The 21,389-nt window shown below is 38.0% G+C and carries 16 protein-coding genes; 14 read left to right on the top strand and 2 right to left on the bottom strand.

Annotated features, from left to right (window positions below; translation table 11 throughout):
- Nucleotides 1-32: 32 nt before the first annotated feature.
- Entirely contained in the window at nucleotides 33-530 is a 498-nt protein-coding gene (locus MKY30_RS05955) for a hypothetical protein (RefSeq protein ID WP_147212606.1), read from the bottom strand.
- Between the two features lie 1,152 nt (nucleotides 531-1,682).
- On the opposite strand from MKY30_RS05955, the gene MKY30_RS05950 reads away from it, so the two are divergent.
- From MKY30_RS05950 to MKY30_RS05900, 11 genes are all read left to right on the top strand, one after another.
- Nucleotides 1,683-2,615, top strand: coding sequence for a DUF2232 domain-containing protein (locus tag MKY30_RS05950; protein ID WP_156986299.1), 933 nt, complete (start codon nucleotides 1,683-1,685; stop codon nucleotides 2,613-2,615).
- Nucleotides 2,616-2,771: 156 nt separating this feature from the next.
- Nucleotides 2,772-4,757: a DHH family phosphoesterase gene (locus MKY30_RS05945; protein ID WP_341083099.1), complete on the top strand. Its 1,986-nt coding sequence runs from the start codon at nucleotides 2,772-2,774 to the stop codon at nucleotides 4,755-4,757.
- Nucleotides 4,754-5,200 carry a 50S ribosomal protein L9 gene (gene rplI / locus MKY30_RS05940; protein WP_147212517.1) on the top strand — a complete coding sequence of 149 codons (447 nt, stop codon included), beginning with the start codon at nucleotides 4,754-4,756 and terminating at the stop codon, nucleotides 5,198-5,200. The genes MKY30_RS05945 and rplI overlap by 4 nt, the downstream gene beginning before the upstream one ends.
- Before the next feature lie 104 nt (nucleotides 5,201-5,304).
- Nucleotides 5,305-6,666: a replicative DNA helicase gene (gene dnaB / locus MKY30_RS05935; protein WP_147212516.1), complete on the top strand. Its 1,362-nt coding sequence runs from the start codon at nucleotides 5,305-5,307 to the stop codon at nucleotides 6,664-6,666.
- A 227-nt stretch (nucleotides 6,667-6,893) separates the two neighbouring features.
- Nucleotides 6,894-7,910, top strand: a complete 1,017-nt coding sequence (locus MKY30_RS05930) for an ABC transporter ATP-binding protein (protein ID WP_341083097.1) — start codon at nucleotides 6,894-6,896, stop codon at nucleotides 7,908-7,910.
- 4 nt (nucleotides 7,911-7,914) lie between these two features.
- Nucleotides 7,915-8,907: an ABC transporter ATP-binding protein gene (locus MKY30_RS05925; protein ID WP_341083095.1), complete on the top strand. Its 993-nt coding sequence runs from the start codon at nucleotides 7,915-7,917 to the stop codon at nucleotides 8,905-8,907.
- Between the two features lie 95 nt (nucleotides 8,908-9,002).
- On the top strand, nucleotides 9,003-10,736 hold the full coding sequence (locus MKY30_RS05920; protein ID WP_341083094.1) for a peptide-binding protein: 1,734 nt from the start codon (nucleotides 9,003-9,005) through the stop codon (nucleotides 10,734-10,736).
- Between the two features lie 74 nt (nucleotides 10,737-10,810).
- On the top strand, nucleotides 10,811-11,776 hold the full coding sequence (locus MKY30_RS05915) for an ABC transporter permease (RefSeq protein WP_341083093.1): 966 nt from the start codon (nucleotides 10,811-10,813) through the stop codon (nucleotides 11,774-11,776).
- Between the two features lie 11 nt (nucleotides 11,777-11,787).
- Nucleotides 11,788-12,699, top strand: a complete 912-nt coding sequence (gene opp4C / locus MKY30_RS05910) for an oligopeptide ABC transporter permease (protein WP_341083091.1) — start codon at nucleotides 11,788-11,790, stop codon at nucleotides 12,697-12,699.
- A gap of 287 nt (nucleotides 12,700-12,986) precedes the next feature.
- Nucleotides 12,987-14,591 carry a glutathione ABC transporter substrate-binding protein gene (locus MKY30_RS05905; RefSeq protein WP_341083089.1) on the top strand — a complete coding sequence of 535 codons (1,605 nt, stop codon included), beginning with the start codon at nucleotides 12,987-12,989 and terminating at the stop codon, nucleotides 14,589-14,591.
- A gap of 534 nt (nucleotides 14,592-15,125) precedes the next feature.
- Complete coding sequence (locus MKY30_RS05900; protein ID WP_341083087.1) at nucleotides 15,126-16,745, top strand: glutathione ABC transporter substrate-binding protein; 1,620 nt, start codon at nucleotides 15,126-15,128, stop codon at nucleotides 16,743-16,745.
- 133 nt (nucleotides 16,746-16,878) lie between these two features.
- Here the strand turns inward: MKY30_RS05900 and MKY30_RS05895 are convergent, their stop codons facing one another.
- Nucleotides 16,879-17,217, bottom strand: a complete 339-nt coding sequence (locus tag MKY30_RS05895) for a DUF3899 domain-containing protein (RefSeq protein WP_147212513.1) — start codon at nucleotides 17,215-17,217, stop codon at nucleotides 16,879-16,881.
- Between the two features lie 391 nt (nucleotides 17,218-17,608).
- Between MKY30_RS05895 and MKY30_RS05890 the strand changes: the two genes are divergently transcribed.
- The 3 genes from MKY30_RS05890 (at nucleotide 17,609) to opp3C (ending at nucleotide 21,384) form a co-directional block, all read left to right on the top strand.
- Nucleotides 17,609-19,285, top strand: a complete 1,677-nt coding sequence (locus tag MKY30_RS05890) for a peptide ABC transporter substrate-binding protein (RefSeq protein WP_147212512.1) — start codon at nucleotides 17,609-17,611, stop codon at nucleotides 19,283-19,285.
- Between the two features lie 147 nt (nucleotides 19,286-19,432).
- Entirely contained in the window at nucleotides 19,433-20,362 is a 930-nt protein-coding gene (gene opp3b, locus MKY30_RS05885) for an oligopeptide ABC transporter permease (protein WP_147212511.1), read from the top strand.
- Complete coding sequence (opp3C, locus tag MKY30_RS05880) at nucleotides 20,362-21,384, top strand: oligopeptide ABC transporter permease (protein WP_147212510.1); 1,023 nt, start codon at nucleotides 20,362-20,364, stop codon at nucleotides 21,382-21,384. The genes opp3b and opp3C overlap by 1 nt, the downstream gene beginning before the upstream one ends.
- The last annotated feature ends 5 nt before the right edge of the window (nucleotides 21,385-21,389 follow it).

Raw genomic sequence — 21,389 nt, 5'->3', positions numbered from 1 at the left:
TATTAACACTATAAAACGTTTACAGATGAATTTCAATAGTTTCTTTTACGAATTCTTTTTTGCGGATACAAGAAAACCATTCGTATCAGTAATAAAAAAGGGTAAATAAAAAAGATAAATAAAAACCAATCTGGAATCGGCCATATAAACGAAATAAAAGTAAATACCAGGATGGGAATAGTTATGGAGCAAGCAGTTAATTTCCATAGTGTTCCGTAGTAGAGTTTCCGGTTTGCAAGATAGACAACCCCTCTGCCCAAATAAGCAATGAATGAAATAACACCCAGTAATAAAACAGATAAAATTAAATAATAGAACATAAAGAAATAGATAAGCTGAAAAATAATATTCATTTCTCCACCCGATCCAGTCCAGTCTGTTAACCGTGACAATAGTTCAGGTAAGGATGCCACTATAAATAAAATGAAAAGATAGATCATAATACTATCCATTCCAATTCGGTTGATTTGAAACATAGCTTTTTTTTGTGGCAGTAAGAGGCTTTCTTTTAATATTTTTGTAAACTGCATTTTTCTCATCCTTTAATTCAATTGTGCTTCTTTCATTTCTCTAGTTTTAAACATTTGAAATATTATTTCTACCAACTTTTAATAAATAACTCAACTTTCGCACCTTAAAAAATAATTTACTTATTGTAGTGATAGGTTTTGATCGTTCCTATCTCTTGACAAAGCATAAACTCTATCTAGAAAGAAGATAACGCGTAAGGCCACCGCTAGCAGGATGTTCTATACTGTTTAATACAACTGAGCAAATAGAAATTCGACCAGCAAAGAATTATTTTTCGTGGTGTATATAAAAATGTCCCGTTATGATTATTTTCTGTTCATGAAAGCTATTTTACTATCCCATGTTGTGTCATCATGTAAATTGCCAAATCAACCATATGAAACACTAAAATGATTTTTTCATCAAGCAAAAAGCGATTATTTCGCTCAACTTCATTAGGATATGATTTCTTTCATTCGCTGTAGAAGCCTAACTAAGCGCAGGCCAACCACGAAGACTCCTATGGGAACAGGGCGAGCTGAAGATCCACTTGAAAAGCGGTTTTCTTTTCAAGTTGGTTGAAGCCGTCCCCATGGAAAGCGTAGTGGTTGGTCAGGGCGGCGCTATACACAATCTCCATTTCAATAGTAAGATGATTTAACAAAATGCAAGCAGGGTAATGAAGAACATGTTTATCCTAGAATGGTAAGGTATAGATGCTTATTCTCAGGTGCAAAAGTTCAGTGAATAATATATGTACAAGCTGAAATCAACAGAAAATGAAATGATTTAATCCATTTCTAGTTGGCAACACTACTATTATAAAGGAATCAGCTCTTAGATGGGTAAGAAAATAACGTTATTCGACAAATTTCCCGGGAAATAATACGAAACTTTATTTCGGAAATATCTTATTTATCATTTATATTATAAAATGCTGCATCCGATAAATTACCCGCCCAAAAGACAAATATAATAATAAATGAATAAGGTGCAATACAAGCCTTTCTGCTAAATTCATGTTATTATAGTAGAATATGTGTTGAATTATCATGTTGTTGTCTTCCAGGAAATTTTATTAAAATATTATGGATATGAAAAAGAAAAGGGATGGCGCAGCTAAATTCATTTTTATAAGTATTTATTTTTGCTAGAACGAGGTGCAGTAGTATATGAACCAATCGAAAAAAATTACAGAAGGAGCATTGGTAATTGCGATTTTAGTTGCAATATTAGTGGCTTCCTTGTTTCCGATACTTAGTTTAATTACAGCTTTTGTATTGCCTGTTCCTTTTATTTTCTATGTGAAGCGTCATGGAGTGAAGGCAGGTCTTGTTGTGACAGTGGCAGCTACTTTTATTTCTACATTACTGCTGTCGTATATTATTCTTCCGTTAATAATAGTTGCTGCAGCAGGAGGAATTTTTATCGGCCATGCGATGTATAAAAAGAATACTGCCTATGAAACACTGGCTCAAGGTACATTTGGTTTTATTATTGGAATGCTCATTTCTTTTATCTTTATTCAAACATTGATGGGTGTTAATATTATGACTGAATTTGGTCAGGTTGTAGAGGAATCTGTTAATACCAGTACATCTATGATTGAAAGTATTAATCCTTCGCTGAATGAAGAAGACATAAAGGTGCTGATAGATACACAAATCAATTTATTGCAGCAATTAATTCCAACCTTTATGGTTCTTTTTGCTTTTATTTCAGCATTTATTACTCAATGGATCAGCTATAAGTGGTTTAACCGGGTGGAAAAAGAAAAGCTCTATTTTCCGCCATTTCGTGAACTGCAATTTCCTAGTGCGATTATTTGGGTTTATCTGTTAGCATTAATTCTATCTGTTATCGACTTTCAAGAAGGAAGCACGATGCATTTTGGTGCGCAGAATTTATTGATGATTGTTGGAATCGCCTTGTCATTGCAGGGGTTCTCATTCATTTTTTATTATGCATATATCAAAAAAATACCAAAAGTATTTCCTATTTTAATTGTTATTGCAACAATTCTTTTTCCAACATTTCTTCTTTATTTCGTGCGAATCTTAGGTATAATTGATATAGGTTTCCGGTTAAGAGGCCGGTTGAAGTAGGTAAAACAGAGAGTTTATATGACAGCTCATGGTTTTAAAGCAGAAAATCAGTAAGTTGGATTTTCTGCTTAAGAATACATTTGCGATAAAAGCTACATTTTTAATTCTAAATAAAAAAGCAAGACAGATTGTTGGATTTTGAAGGAGCTGAATGCCGTGCCGGATTTAGAGAATAGACCAGCATTAAGCAAGCACGTATGGATTATTTATATCCTTACTTTTATTTTGCTTGTATGTGTGTGGTACTATCAATGGATAGTTGGCTTAATAATGACAGTTGTCTTTGCTGCTTCATTTTATTATAGTATTCGAACGGAAAAGGTGCTTCTTGATGAAGCAGAGGAATATATATCAACTATTTCTCATCGCGTAAAGAAAGTTGGTTCTGAGGCATTGCTGGAGATGCCTTTTGGAATTATTCTGTTCAATGATAACTATCAGGTAGAATGGTCCAATCCATTTATGAATCAATTTAAGACGAACAAGGATACAATTATCGGTGAATCTCTTAATAATTTATCAGAGGATTTAATTCCGATGATTATAGATAACAGGAACGAGATTTGGGTAGAAATTGGCGATTATACGTTTCTTTGTGTAATTAAAAAGGAAGAAAAGCTGCTCTATTTCCTTGATCGGACAGAACATCAGGAGCTGAAGGAACGTTATTATAATGAACAGACGGTTCTTGCCATTATCTTCTTAGATAATTATGAAGAAATCACACAAAATATGGATGATACGGCAAAGAGCCAATTGAACTCTCAAGTAACAGCTGTTCTCAATAACTGGTCCAGCCGTTATGGGCTTTATTTGAAGCGGACGTCACAGGAGAGATTCTTAGCTGTTGGAAATATAGAAATTCTCGAAGAGCTGGAAAAAGTAAAATTCGCCATTTTAGATGAAGTACGGGAAATGGGAGGCTCTGAGAGCAATCCGGTTACATTGAGTATCGGGGTTGGTGCTGGAAATATGTCGCTGCCTGAAATTGGAGAGGTTGCGCAATCGAGCTTAGATTTAGCCTTAGGCCGCGGCGGCGATCAGGTCGCTATTAAGGATGAGAATGGGAAGGTACGTTTTTACGGGGGAAAGACCAACCCAATGGAAAAGCGTACTCGTGTAAGAGCCAGAGTTATCTCTCATGCGCTTAAAGAGTTGGTTCGTGCAAGTGATAATGTTATCATTATGGGACATAAATCACCGGATATGGATGCAATTGGTGCAGCGATTGGTGTTTTGAATATTGCTAAGACAAATGATGTCCCCGGCTATATTGTGTTTGATGAGAACGATGTAGAGACAGGTGTTTCCAAGCTGATGGATCATATTCGACGGGACGAAGAGCTTTGGGAGCAATTTGTCAGTCCTGAAGAAGCAGAAGACCTGATGGCAGATCAGCAAAGTCTATTAATTGTTGTGGATACTCATAAACCGAATATGGTTGCAGTGGAAAGTTTATTAAACTATACCGATTATAAAATTGTTATCGACCATCATCGCCGGGCAGAAGAATTTATTGATAACCCAACGCTTGTTTATATGGAGCCTTATGCATCATCCACTGCAGAGCTCGTTACAGAGCTACTGGAGTATCAACCAAAAGGAACGAAGCTGAAAATGCTGGAGGCAACAGCACTATTAGCCGGGATTATCGTTGATACCAAAAGCTTTACATTGCGTACCGGCTCCAGAACTTTTGATGCAGCATCTTATCTCAGATCGCAGGGAGCAGATACAGTACTGGTACAGCGTCTTCTTAAAGAGGATTTGGATGTTTTTGTCCAGCGCAGTCATATTATCGAAAGAACACAAATATACAATGATCATATTGCTATTGCCAAAGCGCCGAGCGGAAAAGCATATAGCCCGGTGCTGATTGCCCAGGCTGCAGATACCCTGCTTACAATGGAAGGTATCTCAGCATCATTTGTTATCTCAGAAAGGTCCGATGGCAGAGTTGGAATCAGTGCCAGATCATTGGGAGATGTAAATGTCCAGATCATTATGGAAAAAATGAATGGCGGCGGACATTTAACGAATGCTGCTACGCAAATTGAAGGCAAAACAATAGACCAGGCAAAAGAAATGCTGGTAGAGATTATTGATGAATTAGAGTATAAAAAAGGGAGAGATTCAGAATGAAAGTTATTTTCTTAAAAGATGTAAAAGGGAAAGCAAAAAAAGGCGATGTTAAAAATGTTCCTGACGGCTATGCTCGTAATTACCTGTTAAAAAATAATTTGGCAGAAGAAGCTACTTCCGGAAACTTAAAAGCACTTGATGCGAAAAAGAAAAAACAGGATAAATTAGAAATAGAAGAAAAAGAGAGTGCGATAAATTTAAAAGATAAATTAGCTGATTTAACAGTTGAACTAGAAGCAAAATCTGGTGAAAATGGACGTTTATTCGGTTCCATTACAAGTAAGCAAATTGCAGAAGCGTTAAACAAACAGCATGGCCACAAGCTTGATAAGCGTAAAATTGAATTAGATGAGCCGATTCGTGCATTAGGATATACAAATGTTCCGGTTAAATTACATCCGGAGGTATCTGGTTCTGTAAAAGTTCATGTAAAAGAAAAATAATAAGTAATCTATACAAACAGAGAAAATGAAAAGAAATTGGCATAAAAGAAGTACGCCGGTTTCTTTTTTTCTCACTCGTATAACAGGAATACGGAGGAGAGAGAATGAGTGCAGCTTTTGATCGAACACCGCCCCATAATATAGAAGCAGAGCAATCTGTTTTAGGTGCTGTTTTTTTAGAACCGACAGCATTTGTACAAGCTTCTGAAATATTAATTCCAGAGGATTTCTACCGTGCAAGCCACCAGCTTATTTTTACTGCAATGATGACTTTATCTGATCGTGGTGAACCGATAGATGTTGTTACGGTGACTACGTTTTTAAATGATAGGAAGCAGCTGGAGGAAGCAGGCGGGGTAACTTACTTAACAGAGCTGGCTGAGAGTGTGCCGACAGCAGCTAACGTTGAATATTACAGTAAAATGGTAGAGGAGAAATCAACACTCCGCCGTTTGATCCGGAAAGCAACAGATATTGTAACAGCATCCTTTGAAAAAGAAGATGAGGTTGAAGATGTTTTAAACGATGCAGAAAAAAGCATTTTAGAGGTTTCCGGACGTAAAAATTCAGGGGCTTTTAAAAATATAAAAGACGTTTTGATTAGCGTATATGACAATATTGAGCAGCTTCATCAGCAAAAAGGTGATGTGACCGGAGTTCCAACTGGATTCTTAGATTTGGACCGGATTACATCGGGATTTCAGCGGAATGACTTAATAATTATTGCAGCACGGCCTTCTGTGGGGAAAACAGCATTTGCACTAAATGTGGCTCAGAATGTTGCAGTAAAAACGGATGAAAATGTTGCTATTTTCAGCTTGGAGATGGGAGCAGATCAGCTGGTTCAGCGTATGCTTTGTGCAGAGGGGAATATTGATGCACAGCGTCTAAGAAATGGCCAGCTGCAGGCAGATGACTGGAGTAAGCTCACCATGGCGATGGGCTCGTTATCAAATGCAGGAATTTATATTGATGATACGCCAGGGGTGCGTGTGAATGAAATTCGTTCCAAGTGCCGGCGCCTGAAACAGGAGCATGGACTGGGAATGATTCTAATTGATTATCTGCAGCTTATTCAAGGAAGCGGCAGCTCAAAGGAAAACCGGCAGCAGGAGGTCTCTGAGATTTCCCGTTCCTTAAAGGCGTTAGCCCGTGAGCTCGAGGTTCCGCTTATTGCCTTATCTCAGCTTTCCCGCGGTGTGGAGTCAAGACAGGATAAACGGCCGATGATGTCAGATATCCGTGAATCAGGAAGTATTGAGCAGGATGCGGATATTGTAGGTTTCCTATATCGTGATGATTATTATGATAAAGAAACTGAGAAGCAAAATATTATTGAGATTATTATTGCTAAACAGCGTAATGGACCAACTGGCACCGTAGAGCTTGCTTTTGTAAAAGAATATAATAAATTTGTGGATTTAGATCATCGTTACGGGGAAGGGGATATTCCGCCGGCGATGTAGATAATCTGCGTGCTATTCTAAAGAGATATGATTTTCATTTTATGAATGAGAGTCATATCTTTTTTAGTTTTTTAACAAACTATATAGTGGATATTTAGTTTTTGTAATTGTTTAAATTTTTGAAACGGAAACAAATTACTGAAAATTAACAAAAAAGGGTGCCATTATGTTTTTTGATGTGATATAATAATCAAAAAATTATAAAATCTCATTTTGTGGAGGTGCTTATGGCGAAATCCTTGCTTGAACTCGTGAATTTAAAGACTTATTTTCATGTAAGTAAACACCGTATCGTGAAAGCAGTTGATGGGGTGAGCCTATCAATATATGATGATGAGATTGTTGCACTTGTTGGAGAATCTGGCAGTGGAAAAAGCATGACCTCCATGTCAATTATGGGACTTGTTGATCCTCCAGGTGAAGTGACAGGAGAAATTCGCTTAAATGGTGAAAACTTGTTGAAGTTGAAAGAGAAAAAGCTAGATAAAATACGCGGGGACCAAATGGCGATGATTTTTCAAGAGCCAATGACCTCATTAAATCCCGTTTTCACAATTGGCAATCAACTTATAGAAGCGATTCGAAAGCACAAGAAAGTGACTAAAAAAGAAGCAAAAAAGCAAGCAGTTGAACTATTGAGGCTTGTTGGTTTTAGTAGAGCGGAAGAGAGCTTAAAGGAATTTCCCCATCAGTTATCAGGCGGAATGAGACAGCGTGTGATGATTGCGATGGCGATGTCATGCAATCCTAAGCTGCTGATTGCCGATGAACCAACAACAGCCCTGGATGTCACCATTCAACAGCAAATTCTTGATTTGATGTTGAAGGTGAAATCAGAATTTCAATCTTCCATTTTGCTAATCACACATGATTTGGGCGTTGTTGCTGAGACAGCAAATCGAGTTCTTGTTATGTATGGGGGGCAGATTGTCGAAGAAGCACCCGCCTTTGATTTGTTTACAAACCCGCTTCATCCGTATACAAAAGGATTATTGCGAAGCATGCCTAAGATGGAAGACAATAAAGACAGGCTTGAAGCGATTAGCGGTACGGTTCCATTAGCACACAATTTTCCTAAAGGCTGCCGTTTTGCAGCGCGATGTAAGTTTGCAACGGACGCATGTGCAGATAAGATGCCGGAATTAGTCCAAGCAAACGATAATCGCAAAGTTCGTTGTCTCCTTTATGAAGAAGGAAGCACAACTGCTGATCGAAATCGTATCACTGAAGGGAAGGGGCTATGAGCTAATGAACCAGATTCTAATAGAAGCGAAAGACTTAAAAATGTATTTCCCAATCAAAAAAGGTGTAATTAAGCGAACCGCTGGCTATATAAAAGCAGTTGATGGCATCTCTTTAAAGGTATACGAAGGTGAATCATTAGGAATTGTTGGCGAGTCTGGTTCTGGTAAATCGACACTTGGAAGAATGTTGATGAGTCTACAGAATCCTACAGACGGGGATGTCTATTTCCATGGAGAACGAATCTCCCATTTATCAAATAGAAAAGTAAGACCATACCGCCGTGATATGCAAATGGTCTTTCAGGATCCCTATGCTTCATTAAATCCACGGATGAGCATTGGCGAATTACTAGAAGAACCTTTACTTGTACATAAAACAGTAAAAACAAAAGCTGAACGTAAGCAAAAGGCTGAAGATCTGCTTGAAAAGGTTGGTTTGTCTAAGCAATCTTATAATAAATATCCCCATGAATTTTCTGGAGGACAGAGGCAACGAATTGGTATTGCCCGTGCGCTTAGTACAAATCCACGGTTAATTGTTGGGGACGAGCCAGTATCGGCTCTTGATGTGTCCATCCAATCACAAGTATTGAACTTAATGAAAGATTTACAAGAGGAATTCAAATTAACTTATATATTTATTGCCCATGACTTAAGTGTTGTGAAACATATTAGTGATCGTGTAGCAGTTATGTATTTAGGTAAAATAGTCGAAATTGCAAGAAAAGAGGATTTGTATGAAGCGCCATTACATCCATATACACAAGCACTCATTTCCGCAGTCCCTTCAACGGATGTAACGATTCAAAAGGAAAAAATTGCGTTAAAAGGTGAATTGCCTAGCCCGGCGAATCCGCCAAGAGGCTGTGCCTTCCATACCCGTTGCCCACATGTACATGACAGGTGCAGAACGGAACAGCCTCAATTGGTCGAGTATAAGGAAGACCATATGGTGGCTTGTCATTTATATACCGAGCCGGAAGTAAGGATGGACTAACAAAGGGCTGTATAGGAGGTGAAGCGATACGCCTTTACTAAAAGTTGATCAAGTCATTACGGACAGCCAAACTTAATTTTAAGGGGGAGTTTAGTTTGAAAAAGAAATTTTACGCTTTTCTGGCAACAGCTGCTTTGACGTTAACGCTTGCTGCTTGTGGAGGTAACGATACAGGGAACGAAGCAGGTGGAGAGAACGGCGGTGAAGAGGTTGAAGGAGGAAATGTAAACTTAGCAATGTTTTCGCCGCCAGACAATCTGTTTAATCCAATCTTTTACACTTCTTTGTATGACGCACATATTCTTGAAATTACGCATGAGGCACTTGTTCAACAAAATGAGGAGTTTGAATTCATTCCTGAATTAGCGGAAGATTGGGAATTTAATGAAGATAATACGGAGCTGACTTACAACTTACGACAAGACGTGAAATGGCATGATGGAGAAGACTTTACAGCTGATGACGTTGTATTTACATTTACTGCTATGGCTGATCCTGAATATGGAGGGGCAGGCGGAATACGACAAAATTATGTGAACACACTGGCAGGCTATGAAGAATATGTAAATGGCGACACGGATACATTCTCTGGTGTAGAAAAAGTGGATGACTATACGGTAAAGTTTATTTTTGAAATACCAAGTGTGAAGGCGTTGGCTGATACGTCTATGGATATTATCCCAGAGCATATTTTTGCGGATGTGCCAGTGAAGGATATCCCATCTCATAGTGCGTCAATTGATGCAGGAGAAATTATCGGAACAGGTCCTTTTCAATTAACAGAAGCGCTCGAAAATGAACAATACGTTTTAACAGCAAATGAAGATTATTATTTAGGTGCTCCTAAGCTTGATTCGATCACATGGAAAATTGTTTCTGCTTCTGTAGCGGCAGGGATGCTTGAACAAGGTGAGCTTGACTATGTTCCCCGGGATTTTCCAGCTGCTGATGTTGCTACACTAGAAGGAAATGATACGCTAACGATATTTGAACAGCCTCAGCTGGGTTATCAGTATCTTGGCTTTAAGGTTAATCATGGGCCAAACGACAGTTTAACAGACCCTGAAACTTGGGAGCCAAATGAAAAATTGCAAGATGTTGAGCTGCGTCAGGCAATCGTGCATGCAATTGATCGCCAATCCTTTATTGATGGTTTTTTACATGGTCATGGTGAAATATTAGATGCACCATTCCCAGAAGCTTCCTGGGCTTATAATCCAGATGCGGTGGAAGGCTTAGCATACGATCCGGATTTGGCGATGCAAAAACTTGCTGATGCAGGCTATGAGGATGCAGACGGCGACGGGTTTGTAGAAGATCCAGATGGCAACGAGCTTATTATTAATCTTGACTACCCTGTCGGCAATCCGGTCCGTGAGCAGGTGGCGCCTGTTATCAAAGAACAATTAGAAGCTGTTGGTATTCAGGTTAATTTAAATACGCCACGTGAAGCACCAGCTCACTTTGATATTATTGAAGAAAATGACACGGATCTTGACTTATTTTTAGCTGGCTGGTCGCTGGGCTCTACAGATCCGGATCCAGCTGTTTATAACGCTGGAACAGCAGGTTATAACTATTCACGATTCTTAGATGAAGCGCAAGATGAATTGTTAAGAGAAGCGGTTGATCCGGAATTTGCGTTTGATAATCAAGAATTCAGAAGAGAAAAATATGGCGAATGGGCTCAGCTCTTTATTGATAATGCATCCACGGTTCCCCTTTATGCTGAAAGTGAGCTTCATGTGTATAACAATAAACTTCAAGGGTTAAACATTAAGCCGTTTACATTTAAAGATGATACACACGAATGGTATCTGACGGAATAGAACTTTGTGTGAAGTGAAGCAGCTTAAAAGAGCTGCTTCAACTTTCTTTCATTTTGGGTTAAGAGGTGATCTACGTGATCAAATTTCTTATAAGGCGCATATTACAATTTATACCAATGGTTTTTATTTTAACTGTGATCGTCTTTCTATTTGCTTATCTGGCACCTGGAGATGCTTTAAGCGGAGAGGCGATTGATCCCAATACACCAAGGGAAGTACTCGAGGAGCGGCGGGAGGCTTTAGGGTTAAATGATCCGTTACATATCCAATATTGGAGCTGGCTCAGCAGAGCTGTGACCGGTGATCTGGGGATGTCGACTCATTTTACAGGACGCTCTGTAAGTGAATTGATTTTACAACGACTAAGCAATACTTTTTATTTGGGTGCATTTGCGCTATTTGTGACGCTGATAGTTTCCATCCCAATCGGTATTTACTCAGCCCGTAAAAAATACTCTGTGCTAGATTATGCAGCTACTTCATTTGCATTTATAGGGCTGGCGACGCCAAACTTTTTTGCTGGATTATTAGCAATTTACGTGTTTTCATTTGGACTTGGCTGGTTCCCGACGCAGGGTTCTATCAGCTCAGCAGGTCTCACCGGCTTGGAGGCTTTTATTAGTCGAATCCAACATCTCATTTTGCCAGGCATCACCTTAGGTCTCTCAAGTACAGCGATTTTTATGCGTTATATGCGGTCAGAAATGCTTGATATAAAGGGAAGCGATTTTATTCGGACGGCACGTGCAAAAGGAGTTGGAGCAAGGTCTGTCTTATACAAGCATACATTGCGTAATGCTATGATTCCTATCGTTACATTACTTGGAATGGAGATAGGCATGCTTCTAAGCGGGGCATTTATTGTCGAAACCGTCTTTAATTATCCTGGAATCGGTACATTGTTTTTGTCAGGTATGTCTAATCGTGATTACCCAGTTATTATGGCAGTGAATTTATTAATCGGCCTATCCGTTTTACTTGGAAATCTATTCGCGGATATTCTCTATGCGGTGATTGATCCACGTATTCGACTTGAGTGAGGTGAACAAGAATGGAAACAAGATTAAAAGAAATGCCTGATATAGCTCCTCCACGGCCCGAGTTACCTGAGGAAATGAGTGTTAGTCCTACAAAGCTTGCTTTCCGTCGGTTCCGAAAGAATAAATTGGCACTTTTAGGAACTGTCTTTTTAGCAATAATGGTTTTGGTAGCTATATTTGCTGATGTGATTGCGACCCATGATCCTACTGCTTCACAGTTAAGTAAAGTTGAAGCGAAAGCGGATAGCGAAAACTGGCTGGGGACAGATGGTTCGGGGCGTGACAATTTTTCAAGGCTTGTGTATGGAGCAAGAATTTCCCTTACTGTGGGCTTCTTCGCTATGTTATTTACTGTCTTAATTGGGGGAACACTTGGGTCGATTGCAGGTTACTATGGAGGGAAATTAGATTCAATCATTATGCGCGTAACTGATATTGTCCTGATTTTTCCATTTATTTTATTGTTTATGACGATTGTCGCTATTCTTGAACGAACAACAGTGCCAATCTTTATCCTGGTTATTGCAATTACTTCCTGGCCACAAGTTTGCCGGATATTGAGAGGAACGTTTATGTCGATCCGTGAAAAAGAATATATATTAAGTGCAAGAAGCATCGGTTGTTCAGATGTCCGTATCATACGCAAACATTTCCTTCCTAATGCAGTGGGTCCAATTATTGTGAATGCGACCATTATTATGGCAACCATGATTGTGGCTGAATCAGCCCTAAGTTTTATCGGTTTTGGTATCCCTCAACCGACACCAACTTGGGGGAATATGTTGACGGAAGCCCAAAGCGTCAGATTGTTACGCAACAATCCGGAAGCATGGCTGCCTCCTGGATTGTGTATTTTGTTAACTGTACTCGCAATCAACTTTATTGGTGATGGTTTACGTGACGCATTTGATTCAAAAGCATAAGAAAGAGCAAAATCAACTGATTTTGCTCTTTTTTTACACTTTAAAAAGCCGTCACCTAGCATCTTAAATAACAAATTATTTATTTAAAAGTTTAAACTAATGCAACCAATTTATATTAAATATTTCAAGGAGCGATGACAAAGATTTTCTTTTCGTTTATACTAAGATTGTAATTATTCTAAATATAAATAAAAATGTATTATTAAAAGATAATACGAAATCCTTATTTAAAAAATTAGAAAATTCCAATTTTTGTAATGGTTATTTTACTACTTAGGAGGAGCAGAATGAAGAATTACATATGGAAATTAGGCATTCTTTTTGTGTTAATTATTATGCTTGCTGCTTGTGCCAGTGAACCCGATGAGGGCGGAGCGAACGCTGATGGAAATGCAGGCGATGGTACAGAGGCAGCTGGAAAAGAGGGCGGGGGTTTAATTATCGCTGTAGGAGCTGATGCTATATCCTTAGATCCGCATATTGCAAACGATGTTTCATCCGGCAATGTTAATATTAATATTTATGAGACGTTAACAAAATTTAATGAAGATATAGAATTAGAACCGCTTTTGGCTGAAAGCTGGGAAGAGATTGATGATAATGTATGGGAGTTTAAGCTAAAAGAGGGAATCACCTTCCAGGATGGCTCCGAGTTTAATGCAGAAGTCGTAAAGATGAATGTAGAGCGTATTTTGGATGATGATGTTGCTTCTCCAAGAAAAGTGCTATTCGAGGTTATTGATGAGGTAAAAGTAGTCGATGATTATACGGTACAATTTATCACATCTTCACCATTTGCACCGCTCCCGTCTCATTTTGCTCACTATGCATCAAGTATGATCAGCCCGGAAGCAATTGAAGCGGATTATGAGAATGCAGCGGATGGAAATGAGTATGGAGCGTACATTTCCGCAAACCCGGTAGGAACAGGAATGTTTAATTTTGAAAAATGGGATGCTGGATCAGAGATTGTTCTCACAAATAACGCAGATTATTGGGGCGATGGAGCCAAGGTAGATACAGTTACATTTAAAGTAGTACCAGAGACTTTAACCAGAGTGGCTGAATTAGAAACAGGACAGGCACATATTGCTGATCCGCTGATCGCAAATAATATCGAACAATTAGAAAATAGCAGTGAAGCAAGTATCTATATGCGGGAAGGCGCAGCTATTACTTATCTTGGTTTCAATACAGAGAAGGAACCATTTACGGATGAAAGAGTACGACGGGCTATCTCTATGGCGCTTAATAGAGAAGAAATCGTAGAAGGAATTCTCAATGGCGCCGGGGAAGTTGCTAAAGGGCCTATCAACGATACCAATTTTGGATATCGTGATGACATTGAAGCAATTGAATATGATCCTGAAGGTGCAAAAGAATTATTAGCAGAAGCAGGGTATGAGGATGGTTTTTCAACAACAATTTGGACCAATGATACGCAGGAAAGAATTGATGTAGCAACATACGTTCAATCTTTACTGGCTGATATTGGTATTGATGTGACGATTCAGGAATTTGAATGGGGAACTTATATCGAGCGGACAAGTAACGGAGAGCATGATATGTTTATTTTCGGATTGTCTCTTGGAACACACGATGCAGATTATCCAATGCATATGCTATTTCATTCTGATAATGCTGGACCTCCAGGAAACCGTACGATGATGCGTGATGATACATTTGATGAAATGCTTTATGAGGCTCGAATCGAGCAAGATGAAGAAACTCGTCTGGATATGTATGTGGAAGCTGCAAATTATTTGAATGAACAATCGCCGATGGCCTTCTTATATCATCCAAATGAAATTATGGGTTATCGTAATGAAGTACAAGGTTTTTGGACGGATGCATCTGGATTATATCAGTTGAATGATATTACAATTCAATAATAGATACAGAAAGAGAAGAGGCTATGTGCCTCTCTCTTTTTGCAAGAAAAGGGAATCATAATGATATTATACGGCAGCAGTTTTCCAAAAATGGAAAGCATGTCAGTTTTCTAAAAGATAACATGAAAAGGATAGTTTTTCAGCATGGAAAAAGTATTTCTGCTATGTATTTAAAGAGAAAAACAAGAAATTTATTAGGTATTTCAGATTATTCGACAAAACAGGACATTTGAACCAGAATTTTTTAGAGGAAAGTAAATAATTGTAAATTTAAACGAAAAGTAATTATATGTTGGGAGATCGGGGCTAAGGCCTGTAAAAACGGGCTTTTGAAAGCTTTCTATTTCATTATTGCTTTAATACTTTACCTTGAAAAAGAAATAAATCAATTAATTTATTATTCCCAATAGTTTTAGTAATTATATTAAGATATTTCATAATTTTAGTAATTTAATACTATTATTGAATTTTAAAAGTAGATAGATTAAAATAGAGAAGTAAGACTATTATATAAATTAAGAGGGGAGTACGAATATGCAATTTTCGAAAAAGTCTTTATTATTTTTAGTTTTTGGTCTTTTACTCAGTTTTGTTTTGGTGGCGTGTGCAAGCGAACCAGATGAAAGCGGAAACAATAAATCTGAAGGTGATGGAGAAGGCACTTCAGAAGAAGAAGTAGTTGAGGGCGGCGAGCTTGTTATTGCTAACCAGTCTGACGCAGTTTCACTTGATCCGGCAGGTTCAAACGATACGCCATCCAGTAATGTACAAGCAAATATCTATGAAACACTTGTACATTTAGATGCAGATATGCAATTACAGCCTGGTCTTGCTACAGAGTGGGAAGCAGTAGAAGATAATGTATGGGAATTTAAATTACGTGATGATGTCACCTTCCACGATGGCAGTGAATTTAATGCAGAAGTGGTCAAAGCAAACATCGACCGTATTCTAGATCCGGACGTAGCTTCACCACGTTTCTTCCTTTATGAAATGGTAGAGGAAGTAGAGGTAGTAGATGATTACACTGTACGTTTCGTAACAGAGTATCCATTTGCACCATTCCCGGCACATATTGCACATAACGGTGGTGGAATGGTTTCTAAGGATGCAATTGACGCAGATTATGAAGCGATGGAAAATGGCGAAGAGCCAGGAACTTATATTAGTGAAAACCCAGTTGGTACAGGTTACTTTAAATTCGATTCCTGGAACCCTGGTACAGAAATCCGTTTAGTGAAGAATGAAGACTATTGGGGAGAGCCTGCACACCTAGATTCTGTTGTGTTTAAGGTTGTAAGTGAAGGTCTTACTCGTGTGGCGGAACTTCAAACTGGGGACTCTCATATTGTTGACCCTCTAAACGTAAATGATGTGGAGCAAGTAGAAGGAACTGATGGTGTTCATGTAGCTCCACAAGAAAGTGTAAGCTTATCTTATATTGGATTTAATGTTCAAAAAGAGCCGTTTGATAATCCAGATGTACGTAAAGCAATCAATATGGCAATTGATAAAAGCCAAATTATTGATGGTATTTACAATGGAATTGGGATTCCAGCCGTTGGTCCATTAGCACCGCCGGTATTTGGTTATGACGAAAATGCACCTGGTCTGGAGTATAATTTAGATGAAGCGAAGCAATTGTTAGCAGATGCTGGCTATGAAGATGGTTTCTCTACAACAATTTGGACAAATGATACACAAGAACGTATTGATGCTGCAACAAACGTTCAATCTCAGTTAAAAGAATTGAATATTGATGTAGAAGTAGAAGTGATGGAGTGGGGTACGTATTTAGACAGAACAGCTCAAGGAGATCATGAAATGTTTGTACTTGGCTGGTCAACTGTAACTGGGGATGCTGATTATGGATTATATCCATTATTCCATTCTGATAATGTAGGTGAACCCGGTAACCGTACTTTCCTCGAAAATGATGATTTAGACGCTATGCTTGAAGATGCCCGCCGTGAGGAAGACGAAGATACTCGTCTGCAGCTTTACAGTGATATTCAGGCGGAACTAACAGAGCTTGCTCCAATGCTTTACCTTCATCATCAAGAGTATCTGCTGGGTGTAAGTGATGATGTACAGGGATTAACACAATTACCGACTCAGATTTTGCAATTACATGATGTATCTTTAAAACAATAATTAAATAAATATCAATAGCCGTTTCTCTTTTATTGAAGAGAAGCGGCTGTTTTTATGTGCAGAAAACATCCATATAAATAAAGTTTCATGCTACTATTAATCCGTTATGCAGACTTCTAACCGTCCCGACTTATCATGACAACTGATAAAAAAATAAACTGCCAAGCATTAGCAATAGAGTTATGATTCCTGTGATAAATGGAATCATGTACTTTTGTGGAACCAGCTCAGAAAGCGGACGTCGATCTGAATCAGACATTCTGCTGAAAAAATGCTGAAAGCTGTAAAAAACAATATCAAAAAATCTTCCTTTTATTACATAACCGGCCATAGCGTATAAAATAAGAGCAGCTCCAATGATAAAAGAAACATTTATATAGGATAAAAGATCAACTCGATGGTAAAAAATAAAACAAAACAAAAATATAAATAAATGAGAAATACCAATCCAAATCAAGATTTTTTTAACCATAACAGTAATATCCTCCAAAAAAATATATGTATTAGTATATCACTAAATAAGGATGTTCAAAATCTCAAAAAGAATACTGAAAAAACACAATTTTCCTTCTATAGGAAAATTCGAAAAAAATAAATTTACAAAATTATTACATAACAAATGGACTAAAAAAGCTATTTTTTTGGAAAAATATACAAAAACAATCAAATTTCACTCGTAAATAATGACAAAGATTAGGACGTTAAAGTGTTAATACAAAGGCTTTGCAATGGATTTGTAAGCGATTAAACAAGTTGAATTATCTATTATTTCTGTATTGGGGAAATTATTAAAAAAATTTACATATAAAGTAAATGTGGTGTAATATGTAACTTGTAATCTAAAAAAGGGGTGTACAGAAAAAGTGAAAAAGTCTAAATATTATCTCATTATTGTTTTGGCGTTAACAATGTTTGTCATCTCAGCATGTGGATCAAACAATGATAATGAAGGAAGTTCAGATAACGGCGACTCATCTGCTTCAGGTGAGCAAGTATTAAATATGGTAGAAACAGCAGAAATTCCAACAGGAGATCCTGCCTTGGCTACAGATGCTGCCAGTTTCATCGTATTTGGACAAACAATGGAAGGCCTTTATGTATTAGATGGGGAAGATCAACCGGTTCCAGCTATTGCTGATGGTGATCCGGAAATAAGTGAAGATGGTCTTGTTTATACATTTAAATTAAAAGAAGACGCAAAATGGTCCAATGGAGATCCTGTGACAGCGCATGATTTTGTTTATGCATGGCAAAGAGCCTTAAATCCTGACACTGGTTCACAATATGCATATATGTTCTCAGGAGTTATTGAAAACGCAACAGATATTATGAATGGTGATGCAGCTGTAGAAGAGTTAGGTGCAGAAGCCGTAGATGATTATACTTTAGAAATAACTTTGGAACAACCCGTGGAATACTTAAATTCATTATTGGCTTTTGGTACGTATTTGCCATTAAATGAAGATTTTGTAGAAGAAAAAGGCGACAGCTTCGGAACCAACAGTGATAACATGCTTGCAAATGGTCCATTTGTATTGACAGGTTGGGATGGTTCCGGATTAACCTGGACATATGAAAAAAATGAAGAATACTATGATATAGATAATGTAAGCCTTGATAAAGTAAATGTACAAGTTGCTAAAGAGCCAAGTACAGCTGTAAACCTGTATGAAACAGGAGAAGCTGACCGTACAGCTGCATTAAGCTCAGAGTATGCAAAACAATATGCTAACCATGAAGATGCTTCAACATTTGAAGAAGGAAGCTCCTGGTATCTTAAATTTAACCAGGAACGTGATGGCGAAGAAACACCATTAGCAAATGAAAATATCCGTAAAGCACTGGCAATGGCTTTTGATAAAGAAGCATTTGCAGAACAAGTTCTTTCAAATGGTTCCATTCCTAGTGACGGTTATGTACCACGCGGTTTAGCTGTAAATCCTGAAACAGGAGAAGATTTCCGTGAAGAAAGTGGAAACCTGATCAGCTATGATGTGGAAAAAGCACAAGAATACTGGAATAAAGGTTTAGAAGAATTAGGTGTAGATGAACTTTCTCTAGATTACTTGAGTGATGATACTGAAAATGCAAAAAGAACTGCTGAATATTTCAAAAATCAATTAGAGACAAATCTTGATGGTTTAACACTTAATTTAGAAAATGTACCATTTAAAAACCGTTTAGATAGAACAACAGCTCAAGATTACGATGTAGTAATGCACGGCTGGGGACCAGATTACCTGGATCCACTTACTTTCTTAGATTTATATGTTACAGATGGAGCGAATAACCAAGCAAGTATTTCCAATGAAGAATACGATCAGCTTATTGAAGATGCAAAAGTAACTTATGCAAATGATCCTGAAAAACGCTGGGAAGCAATGCTTGAAGCTGAAAGAATTCTCGTTCAGGAAGACACAGCAATTGCACCTATTTACCAACGCGGAAGATTAACACTTATTAAGCCGTATGTAAAAGGTTTAGAAGAGCATTTGTTTGGCCCTGATTATTCACTAAAAAATGTAACAATCGAAAAATAATGTTTCTTAAAAGCGCGCATTCAAAAGTCCGCTGAAATTAATATTGTATGGAAAAGAGAGAGACTTTTAGTGAAAAGTGCTCTCTTTTCCTCATTTTTACAGAAGTTTAGAATATTTTCATTTATTCGTATATAAGGAGGACACAATATGGCGAAATATATTACCAAGCGGATAATTTATTTGATTATTACGCTGTTTATTATTGCTTCTGTTACCTTTTTTCTAATGAAGTTTCTGCCGGGTACCCCATTCTCAAATGAGGAACGGTTAACAATTGAGCAACGTGAAATTTTAAATGCGAAGTATGGATTGGATCAGCCTATTCCTATTCAGTATATGAACTACATGGTAAATATCGTAAAAGGTGATCTAGGTGTATCCTTTCAGTTCGAAAACCAACCTGTTATGGATTTATTGATGAATCGGATTGGACCTTCGATGCAGCTTGGTGTACAGGCTATGATTATAGGTACAATCATCGGTATTGCGCTTGGAGTACTTGCTGCTATGTTCCAGAATACATGGATTGATTATGGAAGCACCTTTTTAGCTATACTCGGTAAATCAATTCCTTCCTTTGTTTTAGCAGCATTATTACAATATTACATTGGAGTAAAATTGGGATGGCTGCCAGTCGCCTCATGGAATGGTTTCTCTTCATCTATTTTACCCACCATTGCGTTAGCTTGTTTCCCAATAGCTACAGCAGCGCGTTTTATGAGGACAGAACTGATAGAAGTATTTGGATCTGATTATATTACACTAGCAAAAGCAAAAGGAAATTCACGTGGCGAAGTAGCTGTGAAGCATGCTATTCGTAATGCGTTAATTCCTTTAATTACGGTTTTAGGACCGATGGCTGTCGGACTAATGACCGGTTCGATGGTTGTGGAAAAAGTATTTGCTGTACCGGGGATTGGTGAGCAATTTGTGAAATCAATTATGACAAATGATTTCCCTATTATTATGGGAACCACTTTATTTTTTGCTTTCTTACTGACGGTTATTATTTTAATTATTGATATCCTGTATGGAATTATCGATCCGAGAATTCGTCTGAATGGAGGCGATAAATAATGAATAGAGAAGAAATAAAAGAAATACCGAAAGAACAATTTGAGCCTGCTCCGATTGATCATGAAGCTGGCGAGAGGCTGGAGAAACCGCAGCTTTCGTTTATGAAGGATGCCTGGCTGCGGGTTCGAAAGAATAAAGCTGCTATCGTCAGTTTAATTATTTTGGCACTGATAGTTATTATGGCTATTATTGGACCACATCTTTCGGGTCATGATGGTTACGAGCAGGATGTCGCGAAAAGTAACCTTCCACCGCGTGTACCAGTTTTAGAGAATATGGGTATCTTTGACGGCACTCAGAAAGTCGGCGGGGAAGAAGTAAATAAATACGAACAAATGAATATAGAAGAATACTACTGGTTTGGTACGGACAGCCTTGGAAGAGACTTATTTACCCGTGTCTGGCTTGGAACGAGAGTTTCTCTATATATTGCTGTATTAGCAGCTGCCATTGATATGCTGGTCGGTGTTATTTATGGTTTAGTTTCCGGATTTAAAGGCGGTAGAACAGATAATGTGATGCAGCGTATTTTGGAAGTTATTTCTGGTATTCCAAACCTGATTGTAGTAATTTTAATGCTTTTAATCCTGAAACCAGGTATCATGTCTATCACGATAGCGATGGTTATTACGGGATGGGTCGGTATGGCCAGGGTCGTACGTGGACAAGTTCTTAAATTAAAAGATCAGGAATATATACTGGCCTCGCGGACATTAGGTGCAAAAAATAATCGATTACTGTTTAAGCATCTGCTGCCGAATTTATCAGGCGTTATTATTATAAACACAATGTTCACGATTCCCAGTGCTATTTTCTTTGAGGCTTTCTTAAGCTTTATCGGAATTGGATTACAGGCTCCATCGGCATCCTTAGGTACACTGATTGAGGACGGTTATAAAACGTTTCAATTTTTACCTCATCTGATGATTATTCCGTGTATCCTTATCTGTGTGATTTTGATTGTATGTAATTTAATTGGAGATGGACTACGTGATGCATTTGATCCAAAAATGCGCGATTAAAGTTG

Origin of the sequence: Oceanobacillus sp. FSL W8-0428 (genome assembly GCF_038004405.1) — a bacterium.
GTDB classification, from domain to species: Bacteria; Bacillota; Bacilli; order Bacillales; family Amphibacillaceae; genus Oceanobacillus; species Oceanobacillus sojae.
Note: the sequence above shows the minus strand (reverse complement) of the source record. Positions and strands in the feature narration are given on the sequence as shown.